The following is a 13,535-nucleotide window of genomic DNA, read 5'->3' as shown; positions in this document are numbered from 1 at the left end:
ATGATAAAATCTTGCTGTGACATAGCCTTTTGTTCCTTTATTTCTCTATTTTTGACGACTTAAAGTTATAAAGGAGCGGCTATGTCATTTCAACTCACCCTAAAAGTCGAGCATCGCGTTATTTATATGACCGATGGCTGGAGAAGCGATGAAAGAACGCTGGCAAGGAAACGCTATGTGGTGTTAGTAAGCGTTATACCCAACGCATAGAGAGACATAACCTGAATCTCCGTCAGCATTTGGCAAGACTGATTCGCAAGACGTTGTCTTTTTCAAAATCCATAGAAATTCATGACAGAATCATTGAGTATTATCTAAACATTCTTCATTATCAATAAATTGGAATCATGACCCGAAAACTTCAATCGTGCCTTAGGCACTTTAGTTCTTTTTTTAAACAAAGTTCAGGTTATTAAAATAATTGATTATTGTTTCCAACACTATCATTTTTAATAAAAAAACTAGTAAATATAGATTTCTATTATCAAAATAGCTGTCATGATAGCTTCTTCATTTGAAACACCAATGCTAAACATCGTCCTATTCGAACCAGAAATTCCGCCTAATACAGGCAATATCATCCGCTTGTGTGCCAACACAGGCTGTCAACTTCATCTCATTCAACCCTTGGGTTTTACATGGGATGATAAACGCCTGCGTCGTGCAGGGTTGGATTACCACGAGTTTGCTAATATCAAACAACACCACGATTACAACGCATTCCTGGAAAGTGAAGGACTCAGTTCCGTCAATTCACAGTCCCCTTCTGGAGCGCGCCTGTTTGCCTTAACTACAAAAGGTACTCCGGCGCACAGTAATGTGAGTTATCGTGATGGTGATTACTTAATGTTTGGCCCAGAAACTCGTGGTTTGCCGTTTTATGTATTAGATAACATGCCACCTGAACAGAAGATCAGAATTCCCATGCTGCCAGATAGCCGTAGCATGAATCTGTCCAATTCTGTCGCAGTGGTTGTATTTGAAGCATGGCGGCAACTGGGTTATCCAGGTGCGTTATTGCGGGATTAAGATTAATAGGACATTCAGTGCGGATTAAGCGCTGAATGTCCTATCTATTAGTGCTTATAAGAAAAGAACAGAATTTCAAATTCCATCCCCATTCTCAAATCCGTTATTGATGCCATTAAAATGCTGGTTCATATCCAGCGATGGCTTCTCACTTTCCGGTTTACCAACAATCCTCGCCGGTACGCCTGCCACTGTGGTATGAGGTGGAACTGATCTTAATACAACCGACCCTGCCCCAATTTTCGCACCGCGGCCAATCTCGATATTGCCAAGTATTTTGGAACCCGCTCCAATCATCACTCCTTCACGTACTTTCGGATGACGATCTCCGCTGGTTTTACCTGTTCCCCCAAGAGTCACAGATTGCAGAATAGAAACATCATTCTCAACAACCGCTGTCTCACCAATTACAATACCTGTCGCATGGTCCAGCATGATGCCACAACCAATTCTGGCAGCGGGATGAATATCGACGCCAAAAGAAACTGAAATCTGGTTTTGTAGATAGATTGCCAATGCCTTGCGATCTTCTTTCCATAGCCAGTGAGCAATGCGGTAGGCTTGCAGAGCATGGAAGCCTTTAAGATAGAGTAATGGGGTCGAATATTTATCTACTGCCGGATCACGCAGTCGAACAGCTTTGATATCACGTGCTGCCGATTCAATCATCTTAGGATCACTGCGATATGCACTTTCAGCGACTTCTCTGACTTCAATGGGAGGCATAATCGGTGTTGCCAGCTTATTTGCCAGCATGTAACTCAGGGCACTACCAAGATTTTCATGCTTGAGTAGTGTCGCGTGAAAGAAACTGGCTAACATGGGTTCACAGTCTGCCAGCGCCCTCGCCTCGTTTTTTATATTTTTCCAGACTTCATTCAGTTCTGCTCGCGACATATCAGTGTTCTCATTTATTTAAGAGTGAGAGCCATCTCCCTCATCTCTTGTCGCTCTTCCCAATAATGTTTGGGCAGCCTCAATCACATTTTTATTGCAATACAGTATCTGGTAGATCTGCTCTGTGATAGGCATTTCAACACCCACTCGTTCCGCCAAAGCTCGAACTTCTTTAGTATTGCGGTATCCTTCAACAACTTGCCCGATCTCACGCTGTGCTTCATCAACACCGATACCTTTTCCCAGCATCATGCCAAAACGACGGTTACGGGATTGGTTATCGGTACAGGTCAAAACTAAATCACCCAATCCAGCCATGCCCATAAATGTAGAAGGATCTGCCCCCAGAGCTACTCCAAGGCGGCTCATCTCAGCTAACCCTCTGGTAATCAATGCCGTACGGGCATTAGCTCCAAATCCCATACCATCAGAGATCCCGGCACCAATTGCAATCACATTTTTTATTGCCCCGCCGAGCTGTACCCCTATGAAATCTGGGTTTTTGTAGACTCGAAAGCTTTTGCCGCAATGGAAAAACTGTTGTAGTTCTTCACCAAACTCTGGTGTTGTGGCAGAAACCGCAATCGCTGTTGGTAAACCTGCCGCTAGCTCTTTGGCGAATGTCGGGCCAGAAACTACGGCCAAGGGGATTTCATCACCTAATATCTCACGGGCGACATCTTGTAATAAGCGTCCTGTTTCCGCTTCAAGCCCCTTGGTAGCCCAAACAATGCGGCTATTCTGTTGTAAATGTGGTTTTATTTGCTGTAAGACATCACCGAAAACATGGCTGGGAACCACTACCAGGATATTACAACTGGCTGAAACAGCACTTTTTAGGTCAGATTCAAGCGATAAACTATCAGGAAAAGCAACATCCGGTAAAAATGCCTGATTACAGCGCGCTTGTTGCAACGCATTGACGTGCACAGGGTTATGCCCCCAAAGCACAACATCGTGCCCATTGCGAGCCAACGTAATAGCTAAAGCGGTGCCGTATGAACCGGCACCGATCACTGTCATAGAAGCAGTATTCATTAGGCTTCCTGTGCAGCCTCATTAGGCTGAGGTTCAGCCTGCTGTTGCAGATAGTTCATGAACAGAGCATCAAAGTTAACAGGAGCTAAGTTCAGTTGTGGGAAAGTACCACGACTTACCAAGCTGGTGATGCACTCACGGGCGTATGGGAACAGAATGTTCGGACAATATGCCCCTAAGCAATGTGCCAACTGGGTTCCTTCAATACCGTCAATAGAGAAAATACCCGCTTGCTGAACTTCACACAAAAACGCAGTTTCTTCTTCCAATGTCGCCGTAACGGTAACACGCAGAACAACTTCATAAACGCCCTGAGCCAATTCACTGGAAGCAGTGTCCAAATCCAATTTAACTTCCGGCTGCCAATCCTGCTGGAAAATCTGCGGGGCTTTTGGTGCTTCGAAAGAAATATCTTTCGTGTAAATACGTTGGATCTGGAAAGCCATTTCTGTGTTGTTTTGTTCTGACATAATCATGTTTACCTTTTTCAGATGTCCTTATTTAAACTTTTCAAGAATGCAAGCATGCTACTTGCACCTAAATTCGTTATTTCTTGCCGCGAGCCAATGGCAGATTTTCACCCGCCCAACCAGCAACTCCCTCTTTCAGGGAATAGACCTGCTCAAAGCCTAAACGAACCAGATTTTCCGCTGGCGTTCTAGATTCTAGCCCATTCGCTGAAACTACGATAACAGGCTGTTTTTTATGTTTCTCCAACTCACCTAAATTATTGTCTTTAATTTCAGATGGCGTCAGGTTAACGGAACCAATAATATGCCCTCTGCGAAAATCGTCACGGGAGCGTAAATCCACGACGATAGCGTCTTCCTTGTTGATGAAATGGATGGCCTGAGCACGGGTGATCTCTTTACTCTTGGAGAACACGCTTTTTACCGTCATGACAATGACAGCCACCAGCAATGCAATCCAGACAAGGCTCAGGATCGTGTTTCGGCTAATAAATTGCATGATTTCTTGCAGCATGGAGGGCAATAACTCCCGTTAGTTAATAACAAATATCTAAGGTAGAAGAGTATACCTGTGTGTTGCATCAATTACAGCCAATTAGCATCAATACAATGCAGATTTTGCGGAGAGTTTCGAGAAAAATTAAAAAATACATTGAGAACCACTTAATTGTCATGCATCAATAAAATATTTCATGTAACACTGGCTCAAAGCAGGATATTCGACAATAAATGGACTAAATTAACTAAAACTTATATTAATGATAAAAACCGTCTGTTCTCTGGTCAGGGGCAATTCCTCATGAAATAATCAGGCGCTATTATGTAGCAGCAGGGTATCCAATAAGATGGCTGAAAGTAAGGATCTGAAGAGCCGTAAGAATCGGCAGAAGCAATGCAAAAATCAAAATAAAATCAGAGTGTTAAAACTCTGTGCCTTGTTGTTCACCTTTCTCAGCTTCAGTACAAATACTTTCGCCAATCCAATTTCAGAGAATAAGAATCAGCTCAAAGATATTCAGCAGAATATTGCTGAGAAAGAGAAAAGTGTAAAACAGCAACAAGAACAACGTACAGATCTGCTTAACCAATTAAAAGAACAAGAAAGTACTATCTCAGAAGTGGGACGCTCACTACACACAACACAGACCCGTCTAAATAAACTAGAAAACGACATTTCATCGTTAAATGCCAATATCAAACGCCTGCAAACGCAGCAAAAGGAGCAACGTCAATTACTTGCCAATCAATTGGACGCTGCATTCCGGCAAGGGAATCATCAGGGATTGGAGTTGTTACTCAATGGGCCGGAAAATCAGCGCAAAGAACGTATTCTCGCCTATTACAGTTACTTGAATCAGGCACGTCAGGAAACTATCGCTAACCTGCAAAAAACAACCGAAGATCTTAATCAGCAAAAAAAACTGCAATTAGAAAAACAAAATGAACAGAAAGCGATACTGGTCAGCCAAAAACAGCAAAAGCAAAAGATGGAAACTACCCGCACTGCGCGGCAAAAAACATTAACGGTACTTGAATCTTCATTGAAAAAAGAGCAACAAAGCCTGGCTGTGCTTCGGCAAAATGAAACCAGACTGAGAGACAAAATTGCTAAAGCTGAGCGGGAAGCCAAAGCACGTGCTGAACGTGAAGCTCGTGAAGCGGCTCGTGTTCGTGCCCAAGTTGCGGCTAAACAAAAACAAGCTCAACAAAAAGGTTCCAGTTATAAACCAACAGAAGAAGAACGTGCTCTCATGGCACGAACTGGCGGTCTTGGGCGCCCTGCTGGGCAAGCCATCTGGCCAGTACGCGGTCGTATCATCCATAGTTTTGGTGAAACGATACAAGGTGAACTTCGTTGGAAAGGAATTGTTATCTCAGCAACGGAAGGGACAGAAGTCAGGGCAATCTCAGATGGACGTGTATTGTTGGCAGATTGGCTGCAAGGCTATGGTCTGGTTGTCGTGATCGAACACGGTAAAGGCGATATGAGCATTTACGGTTACAACCAGAGCACATTGGTCAGTGTTGGGCAACAGGTTCGGGCAGGTCAGCCAATATCTTTGGTCGGCAGCAGCGGTGGGCAACAACAGCCTTCACTGTATTTCGAAATCCGCCGTCAGGGACAGGCTGTTAACCCATTACCGTGGTTAGGGAAATAGCATTGCTGTTTACGTTATTGAACTGGTAACGCCCATCCTGTTGTTAGCCGATCAAACAGGCGTCTTAAAAGCCAAAGACGCCTGCGCTAATTTTTAGTTCCAATTTAAGATAACTTTGCCAGATTGCCCTGAGCGCATGACATCAAAGCCTTTCTGGTAATCATCAACTGAGAATTGGTGAGTGATAATCGGGGACAAATCCAGGCCAGATTGGATCAAAGCCGCCATCTTGTACCAAGTTTCGAACATCTCACGCCCGTAGATCCCCTTGATAAATAATCCCTTAAAGATGACCTGGTTCCAATCTATCGCCATGTCCGAAGGCGGTATCCCCAACAGCGCAATACGTCCACCGTGATTCATGGTATTAAGTAAAGTACCGAACGCTTGCGGAGCACCTGACATCTCCAAACCAACATCAAAACCTTCTGTCATTCCCAGCTCTGCCATAACATCAGTCAGGTTTTCTTTGCTGACATTTACGGCGCGGGTAACCCCCATTTTGCGAGCCAGCTCAAGACGGTATTCATTGACATCCGTAATCACGACATGACGAGCACCAACATGTTTACATACCGCTGCTGCCATAATCCCGATAGGGCCAGCACCTGACACCAGTACATCTTCCCCCACCAGATCAAAAGACAGCGCAGTGTGTACTGCATTGCCAAATGGATCAAAAATCGCAGCCAGCTCATCGGGTATATTGTCTGGGATCTTAAAAGCATTAAATGCGGGAATAACCAGATATTCAGCAAAAGCGCCTTCACGGTTCACACCAACACCCGTAGTATTGCGGCATAAATGCGTACGTCCACCACGGCAGTTACGACAGTAACCACAGGTGATATGGCCTTCACCGGATACACGATCACCAATCTTGAACCCTTTTACTTCCTGACCGATTGCAACAACTTCACCAACATATTCGTGCCCTATTACCATCGGGACAGGAATAGTTTTTTGCGACCAATCATCCCAGTTATAGATGTGAACGTCCGTACCACAAATAGCAGTTTTACGGATTTTAATCATCACATCATTGTGCCCAAGCTCTGGCGTGGGCACATCCGCCATCCAGATACCTCCTTGTGGCTTTAATTTGGATAATGCTTTCATAATGATACCTTAAGCAATGACATTTAATTGCTTGCCAATACGGATAAATGCAGCCACCACACGTTCAATTTGTTCTTCAGTATGAGCGGCTGAGATCTGGGTTCGAATACGCGCTTGACCTTTAGGCACAACCGGATAGAAGAACCCAGTGACATAAATGCCTTCTTTCAGTAGTTCTGAGGCAAATTCCTGCGCCAGTTTCGCATCCCCCAACATAACGGGGATGATTGCATGGTCTGCCCCCGCCAGAGTGAAACCTGCCGCCGTCATTTTTTCACGGAACAAATTCGCATTTTTCCAGAGACGCTCACGCAGATCATCGCCATTTTTCAACATATCCAGCACCTTAATCGATGCAGCGACAATAGCCGGAGCCAGTGAGTTGGAGAACAGATATGGGCGTGAACGCTGGCGCAACCATTCAACAACTTCTTTACGCGCGGCAGTATAACCACCAGATGCGCCACCCAGCGCTTTACCAAGCGTGCCAGTAATGATGTCAACACGTCCCATGACATCACAATATTCATGTGTACCACGACCATACTTGCCAACAAAACCCACTGCATGTGAATCATCCACCATGACCAGAGCACCGAATTCATCAGCCAAATCACAGATGGATTTCAGGTCAGCAATGACACCGTCCATTGAAAATACCCCATCAGTTGCGATCAGGATATTCTGCGCACCTTCTGCTTTTGCTTTTTCCAACTGGGCTCTTAATTCTTGCATGTCATTATTGGCATAACGGTAACGCTTTGCTTTACATAAGCGGATACCATCAATGATGGAGGCATGGTTCAAGGCATCAGAGATAATGGCATCTTCTGGCCCAAACAGGGTTTCGAACAAACCGCCGTTTGCATCAAAGCACGAGGAATACAGAATGGCATCTTCCATACCCAAAAATTCAGCAATCTTATTTTCTAATTCTTTATGAGAATTTTGCGTACCACAGATAAAGCGAACGGATGCCATACCAAAACCGTGGCTATCCATGCCTGCTTTTGCAGCAGCAATCAGATCAGGGTGATTGGCCAAGCCTAAGTAGTTATTAGCACAAAAATTAATAACTTGGTTACCTTCAGCAACAGCAATATTGGCATCCTGCGCAGAAGTGATTATACGCTCACTTTTGAATAATCCTTCGGAGCGGGTTTGTTCCAACTGCGCATTAATTTTCTGGTAAAACAACGCTGACATTTTTCTCTCCTGAATCCCTAAGTAAGTGAAAGGCGAAATGTATATTACTGGTAGATCCTACCAGTGACGACACAACGAAAAAGAGAATCTCAACTTTGTAAAGCTGATCACGCCCCAGAGTCTGGCATACAGTAAGATTTCAGGATATTCCCCTGTTTAAGCTGCTGTCGTCAGTGGGGTTAAGTGCTATTATACGCAGCGAAGACATACCCAATAGACATCAAGTTACAGTAATAAAGCTGGGTATAAAGTGAACTGACTATTTAGAGGTGAGCCAAATGATTATTGTCACTGGTGGCGCAGGGTTTATTGGCAGCAATATTGTCAAGGCACTGAATGACGAAGGCTATAAGGATATTCTGGTCGTTGATAACCTGAAAGACGGCAAAAAGTTCGTCAATTTGGTTGATTTGGATATCACCGATTATATCGATAAAGAAGACTTCATCGCCAGCATTGTGGCGGGTGATGATTTAGGTGATATTGATGCCATTTTCCATGAAGGTGCTTGCTCATCCACAACAGAATGGGATGGTAAGTATATGATGGACAATAATTATCAGTACTCCAAAGATGTGCTGCATTATTGCCTCGATCGTCAAATCCCTTTCCTGTACGCCTCCTCTGCTGCTACTTATGGTGGTCGCAGTGATAATTTTATTGAAGAGCGCCAATATGAAAAACCGCTCAATGTTTATGGCTACTCTAAGTTCCTGTTTGACCAATATGTTCGTGATATCTTGCCTCATGCAGATTCCCAAATTTGTGGCTTCCGTTATTTCAATGTGTACGGGCCGCGCGAATGGCACAAAGGCAGTATGGCGAGTGTCGCCTACCATTTAAATAATCAGATTCATCAGGAACAGAATCCGAAGTTATTTGCTGGCAGTGAAAATTTCCGTCGCGATTTTATCTATGTCGGCGATGTTGCCGCCGTCAATCTGTGGTTCTGGAAAAATGGTGTTTCCGGCATTTTTAACTGTGGAACAGGCTGTGCTGAATCTTTTCAGGCTGTTGCAGATGCTGTGATTGAATTCCATAAAGAAAAATCTCCAACTGTGGAATACATCGATTTTCCAGAAAAATTAAAAGGCCGTTATCAGAGTTTTACTCAAGCAGATCTGACAAAACTTCGTGCTGCTGGCTATCAACAACCGTTCAAGACTGTCGCCGAAGGTGTCGCTGAATATATGCAATGGCTCAATCAGGATAATTAATCGATTTCTATGAAGATATTGGTGATCGGCCCATCATGGGTGGGTGACATGATGATGTCACAAAGCCTCTACCGGACTTTGAAAGATTTGTACCCCAATGCAGAAATCGATGTGATGGCGCCAGCATGGTGTCGTCCATTGCTGGCAAAAATGCCAGAAGTACATCAGGCATTAGCCATGCCGCTTGGTCATGGAGCCCTTGCCTTGGGTGAGCGCCGACGCCTTGGTCTGGTATTGCGTGAAAATAGATACGATCGTGCTTATGTATTGCCCAATTCATTCAAATCTGCGCTAGTACCTTTCTTCGCCAATATCTCGCTACGTACAGGTTGGCGCGGTGAGATGCGTTACGGAGTGCTAAATGATATCCGAGTCCTGAATAAGAGTGCTTTTCCACTTATGGTCCAACGCTACGTTGCTCTCGCCTATGAAGGGAAAAACATGCGTAGCGCCGATGATCTTCCACAATCTTTATTATGGCCGCAATTAAGTGTCAATGACGAAGATATTGCAGAATCAACCTCAGCCTTCAATATTGCTGATCACCGCCCTATTATTGGCTTCTGCCCAGGCGCCGAGTTCGGTCCAGCCAAACGTTGGCCACACTATCACTATGCTGCCCTCGCTGAACAGTTAATTACCCAAAAAGGCTATCAAGTTTTACTGTTCGGTTCTGACAAAGATCATCAGGCAGGTGAAGATATTCGCGCACTTTTAAGCGATGATGCCCGCGAAAATTGTCTCAATCTGGCAGGGAAAACCTCACTTGAACAAGCAGTGAATATCATCGCAGCTTGTGATGCCATCGTCACAAATGACTCAGGTTTGATGCATGTCGCAGCGGCCTTAAACCGCCCTCTGGTGGCATTATACGGGCCAAGCAGCCCGGACTTTACCCCACCACTATCGAATAAGGCCGAAGTGATCCGCCTGATTACGGGCTACCATAAGATTAGAAAAGGCGACAGTGACGGCGGCTATCACCAAAGCTTGATCGATATTCAACCTGAAATGGTCCTGTCTTCATTAGAAAAACTGCTACAGGCGGAGAGCCAAAATTAATGCGTGTTTTACTGGTAAAAACATCTTCTATGGGGGATGTGTTACATACTCTGCCAGCATTAACGGATGCAAAACAGCAGCTTCCTGACATTCAATTTGATTGGGTAGTGGAAGAAGGGTTTGCCCAAATTCCAACCTGGCACAATGCTGTCGGAAATGTGATCCCCGTGGCTATTCGCCGTTGGCGCAAGAATTGGTTCAGAAAAGATATTCGTGAAGAACGGGCACGATTTCGGCAACAACTGCAACAGCACCAATATGATGCTGTTATTGATGCGCAAGGCCTGTTAAAAAGTGCTTTTTTGGTAACCCGATTAGCACATGGCCCAAAGCATGGTTACGATCGAAAAAGCATCCGTGAACCCATCGCCAGTTTCTTCTACGAACACTGTCATGCTGTCAGCAAGCAACAGCATGCGGTTGAACGCATTCGGGCTTTATTTGCTGATAGTTTGGGCTATGAAAAACCGTCAGGGCAAGGTGATTACGCCATCGCCCGCCATTTTTTAAGCCAGCAAACCAGCAGCCGAAATCACTATCTCGTTTTCCTCCATGCAACTACCCGTGATGAAAAACATTGGCCTGAAAATCATTGGCGGCAGCTTATTGCAGATATTCAGACAACGGGTATGCGCATCAAACTTCCCTGGGGTGCCGAGCATGAATATCAGCGGGCATTAAGGCTAGCGGAAGGGTTTCCCCATGTTGATGTTCTGCCAAAACTGACTCTGGCTGAAATTGCACACGTTCTCGCAGGAGCACAAGCCGTAGTTTCAGTTGATACAGGATTAAGCCATCTTACAGCAGCACTTGATCGACCCAATATTACGCTATTTGGGCCGACTGATCCTGGTTTAATCGGTGGATATGGTAAAGAGCAGCATCCTTTGAAATCGGCTGATAATACGATGCAAGGTATTACTTCAGAGGAAGTTATGTTGCTTGTGAAGAGAGTATTACAAAAAGATTTTATCCAGTGAACATGAATAGCTTACGATTTTAATATTTATTGAAAACTCTTAAGATAATACAAGGTAGAAACACTATTTATTGTAATTGTAAGAAATATTTTTTTAATTCAAGAATAAATGTTTTTATAAGAAAAAACTAAGGGCTGTACATGTTAAATTGGAAAAAAGCCAACTTTGCTAATTACGAAGAGGCGTATGAGTTATATGGAGGTGGTATCTCAACCTCCCCAGAAGTACTACAGTTTTTACATGCTAGGTTTGATTTGAATGAAAAATATTTCGTTAAAACAGATAACAGTAACAACATTATAGCTGCAGTATGCGTTTGGGATTCTAATTATTTAGCTGGAGAACCAAGTTTATCACAAAAAATAGGTAACCCTTACCCTGTTTGTACCGATGAAATCTTATTTCCAATTAAACCTGAAATAAAATGTATATTGCCGTTTAAATCAAAATTTTTGTCTCATAAAAATGCTAAAACAGTTATTAATAGTTCACATATATTTAATTCCCACCGTGAAATCTGTTTTGTTAAAGAGCTATCAGGAAAAACAATAAACACAAGAAATCGTGAACTAAAAAATTTTCTGAAAAAGGATGGCAGTTTAATTAATATTTTTGACATATCAACGGAGGAATTCGTTGAGATTTATGATGAACTATTCTTTATGAGGCGAAAATGTCATATTAATAAAATAGCAATAAAAGAATTACTAAACAATATTCCATCTTTGAAATTTGGACATATACTTTTCTGGAAAAACAAACCAGCCTCAGTTCAATTTGTTATAAAAAAACAATGTGTTAATTGGATAAATTTTGATTTTATCAATACCGGTAGGGATATGAGTTTGCAAGAAATTCCTGTAGGAACAATAGCAATGTGGATTAACATAAAGAATGCTATAGCTCTTGCAGAAAAAAATAACATTGAAATGAGATTTAGTTTTGGCCGACCTACATTTAATTATAAAGAACGCTGGTGTAGACGAGAAAAATTATTTAGGGTTGTAACACTTTAATTATAAAAACCATTTTGTAAATGGCCTGCTAATCCAGGCCTTATACATGGTTATTGAATTATATCTTTTTTCTTTGTAAAAAGAAATCGTGCTAAAAACCATTTTATTTTATTTTTTGAATTTATCAAGTTTAACTTAAATAGTTCTTTTTTCCTAAGAAAGACAGAGTATTTATTATAACATGAAAGATTTGAAATAAAATTTGAAAGCTCATTAACTTTCCCAGAAGCAAGTAATTTCCACATAAAAGCCACTTTAAGGCTTAAAACTTTTGTGCCTATTTTATCCATAAGAAGTTTACGATCTCTCTTACGATAATCGAGATACATTTTATGATAAATAGTGTCCCATGCTTGAATTTCATTCATATAATCATACTCTTTCCATTTTTTATTCATTATAGAACATTCTCTATAAACATAATTATATAGATGTTTAGGGACACAATAAAAATCAGTTTTATTTATACACATCAAAATAAATAACACATCTTCACCAACTATCAATTTTTCATCGAAAGTTAAATTACAGTCTAATAAGAAACTACGCTTTATTAGCATGCAGCAGATATCAAAATAATCAAAATTCATATAATTTACTGCTAATTTATTTATATCTTCATAATTTTTAGAAAATTTTATATTGTTATTTTTATCAATTGTTTTATTCAAACAAAAAACCACATCACTATTTTCCTTTTCATTTTTTTTCAACATGCTCTCTATAAAAATAGGTTCTATAGTATCATCACTATCCAGAAAAGAAATATATTCACCAGTAGCTTTACATAATCCAAAATTTCTTGCTGAAGAAATCCCTTTATTTATTTGAGATAACACCATGATATTCTTATTTTCATCTGCTATACTCTCTATAACATTTAATGTATTATCAGTTGAACCATCATTAATAATTATTATTTCTATGTTATTATATGTCTGATTCAAAACACTATTAATCGCATTAGATATAAAATTTTCAACATTAAATGCTGGTATTATAATAGACACTAAAGGATTTTTCATAACAATGATACACTCTTTTTATTTTATATAACAATCCTTCCTTATAAATCAAGGAAGAAAACCGTAAAGTATAAAAACACTAAATATTTTAATGGTTGTTTTTTTGATTAAAATTTTTTTAATTAATGCAAAAATTTTTAGGAATAGATATGTTTTAATATGATATTATCAACTTACATCCATAGATTAAAAAACATAACTAAAAATTTTAAAAATACAAATAAAATAAATAAGTTAAATACTTTTAGCCTGAGATAACAGAAAATTCTTACTATATCTCAGGCATCAAAAATCTCATCACTGCTAAAACAGCTAAT

At 41.4% G+C, this 13,535-nt stretch carries 13 protein-coding genes and 1 pseudogene; 7 read left to right on the top strand and 7 right to left on the bottom strand.

Annotation, left to right across the window (positions count from 1 at the left end):
- Nucleotides 1-117 precede the first annotated feature (117 nt).
- Both Xedl_RS15520 and trmL read left to right on the top strand, forming a co-directional pair.
- A pseudogene (locus tag Xedl_RS15520) lies at nucleotides 118-338 on the top strand (IS1 family transposase); the annotation flags it as partial.
- A gap of 187 nt (nucleotides 339-525) precedes the next feature.
- On the top strand, nucleotides 526-1,029 hold the full coding sequence (gene trmL, locus Xedl_RS15515) for a tRNA (uridine(34)/cytosine(34)/5-carboxymethylaminomethyluridine(34)-2'-O)-methyltransferase TrmL (RefSeq protein ID WP_074024723.1): 504 nt from the start codon (nucleotides 526-528) through the stop codon (nucleotides 1,027-1,029).
- Between the two features lie 75 nt (nucleotides 1,030-1,104).
- Here the strand turns inward: trmL and cysE are convergent, their stop codons facing one another.
- The 4 genes from cysE to Xedl_RS15495 all read right to left on the bottom strand — a co-directional run bounded on the left by cysE (nucleotide 1,105) and on the right by Xedl_RS15495 (nucleotide 3,948).
- Nucleotides 1,105-1,926, bottom strand: a complete 822-nt coding sequence (gene cysE, locus Xedl_RS15510) for a serine O-acetyltransferase (RefSeq protein ID WP_074024722.1) — start codon at nucleotides 1,924-1,926, stop codon at nucleotides 1,105-1,107.
- A gap of 18 nt (nucleotides 1,927-1,944) precedes the next feature.
- The gene (gpsA, locus tag Xedl_RS15505; RefSeq protein ID WP_074024721.1) at nucleotides 1,945-2,964 is read right to left on the bottom strand and encodes an NAD(P)H-dependent glycerol-3-phosphate dehydrogenase; all 1,020 of its coding nucleotides are present in this window, start codon (nucleotides 2,962-2,964) and stop codon (nucleotides 1,945-1,947) included.
- Entirely contained in the window at nucleotides 2,964-3,434 is a 471-nt protein-coding gene (secB, locus tag Xedl_RS15500; protein ID WP_074024720.1) for a protein-export chaperone SecB, read from the bottom strand. The genes gpsA and secB overlap by 1 nt, the downstream gene beginning before the upstream one ends.
- Nucleotides 3,435-3,510: 76 nt before the next feature.
- Nucleotides 3,511-3,948, bottom strand: a complete 438-nt coding sequence (locus Xedl_RS15495) for a rhodanese-like domain-containing protein (RefSeq protein ID WP_074024719.1) — start codon at nucleotides 3,946-3,948, stop codon at nucleotides 3,511-3,513.
- A 331-nt stretch (nucleotides 3,949-4,279) separates the two neighbouring features.
- Here Xedl_RS15495 and envC point away from each other — a divergent pair, with 331 nt between their 5' ends.
- Nucleotides 4,280-5,593 carry a murein hydrolase activator EnvC gene (gene envC / locus Xedl_RS15490; RefSeq protein WP_074024718.1) on the top strand — a complete coding sequence of 438 codons (1,314 nt, stop codon included), beginning with the start codon at nucleotides 4,280-4,282 and terminating at the stop codon, nucleotides 5,591-5,593.
- A 93-nt stretch (nucleotides 5,594-5,686) separates the two neighbouring features.
- Here the strand turns inward: envC and tdh are convergent, their stop codons facing one another.
- Both tdh and kbl read right to left on the bottom strand, forming a co-directional pair.
- Complete coding sequence (tdh, locus tag Xedl_RS15485; RefSeq protein ID WP_074024717.1) at nucleotides 5,687-6,712, bottom strand: L-threonine 3-dehydrogenase; 1,026 nt, start codon at nucleotides 6,710-6,712, stop codon at nucleotides 5,687-5,689.
- Nucleotides 6,713-6,721: 9 nt separating this feature from the next.
- Nucleotides 6,722-7,918, bottom strand: a complete 1,197-nt coding sequence (kbl, locus tag Xedl_RS15480; RefSeq protein WP_074024716.1) for a glycine C-acetyltransferase — start codon at nucleotides 7,916-7,918, stop codon at nucleotides 6,722-6,724.
- Nucleotides 7,919-8,196: 278 nt separating this feature from the next.
- Between kbl and rfaD the strand changes: the two genes are divergently transcribed.
- The 4 genes from rfaD (at nucleotide 8,197) to Xedl_RS15460 (ending at nucleotide 12,193) form a co-directional block, all read left to right on the top strand.
- Complete coding sequence (gene rfaD, locus Xedl_RS15475) at nucleotides 8,197-9,135, top strand: ADP-glyceromanno-heptose 6-epimerase (protein ID WP_074024715.1); 939 nt, start codon at nucleotides 8,197-8,199, stop codon at nucleotides 9,133-9,135.
- A gap of 9 nt (nucleotides 9,136-9,144) precedes the next feature.
- A complete protein-coding gene (gene rfaF, locus Xedl_RS15470) occupies nucleotides 9,145-10,197 on the top strand; it encodes an ADP-heptose--LPS heptosyltransferase RfaF (RefSeq protein WP_074024714.1) in 1,053 nt (350 codons plus the stop codon).
- Entirely contained in the window at nucleotides 10,197-11,177 is a 981-nt protein-coding gene (gene rfaC, locus Xedl_RS15465; protein WP_074024713.1) for a lipopolysaccharide heptosyltransferase RfaC, read from the top strand. Before rfaF ends, rfaC begins: the two co-directional genes overlap by 1 nt.
- A 140-nt stretch (nucleotides 11,178-11,317) precedes the next feature.
- Nucleotides 11,318-12,193, top strand: a complete 876-nt coding sequence (locus Xedl_RS15460; RefSeq protein WP_074024712.1) for a GNAT family protein — start codon at nucleotides 11,318-11,320, stop codon at nucleotides 12,191-12,193.
- 50 nt (nucleotides 12,194-12,243) lie between these two features.
- On the opposite strand, the gene Xedl_RS15455 is transcribed toward Xedl_RS15460, so the two are convergent.
- Nucleotides 12,244-13,218: a glycosyltransferase family 2 protein gene (locus Xedl_RS15455; RefSeq protein ID WP_074024711.1), complete on the bottom strand. Its 975-nt coding sequence runs from the start codon at nucleotides 13,216-13,218 to the stop codon at nucleotides 12,244-12,246.
- Nucleotides 13,219-13,535 lie beyond the last annotated feature (317 nt).

The sequence above is a fragment of the Xenorhabdus eapokensis genome (genome assembly GCF_001908105.1).
The sequence above is the reverse complement of the archived record's forward strand: the minus strand, read 5'-3'. Positions and strand labels throughout refer to the sequence as shown.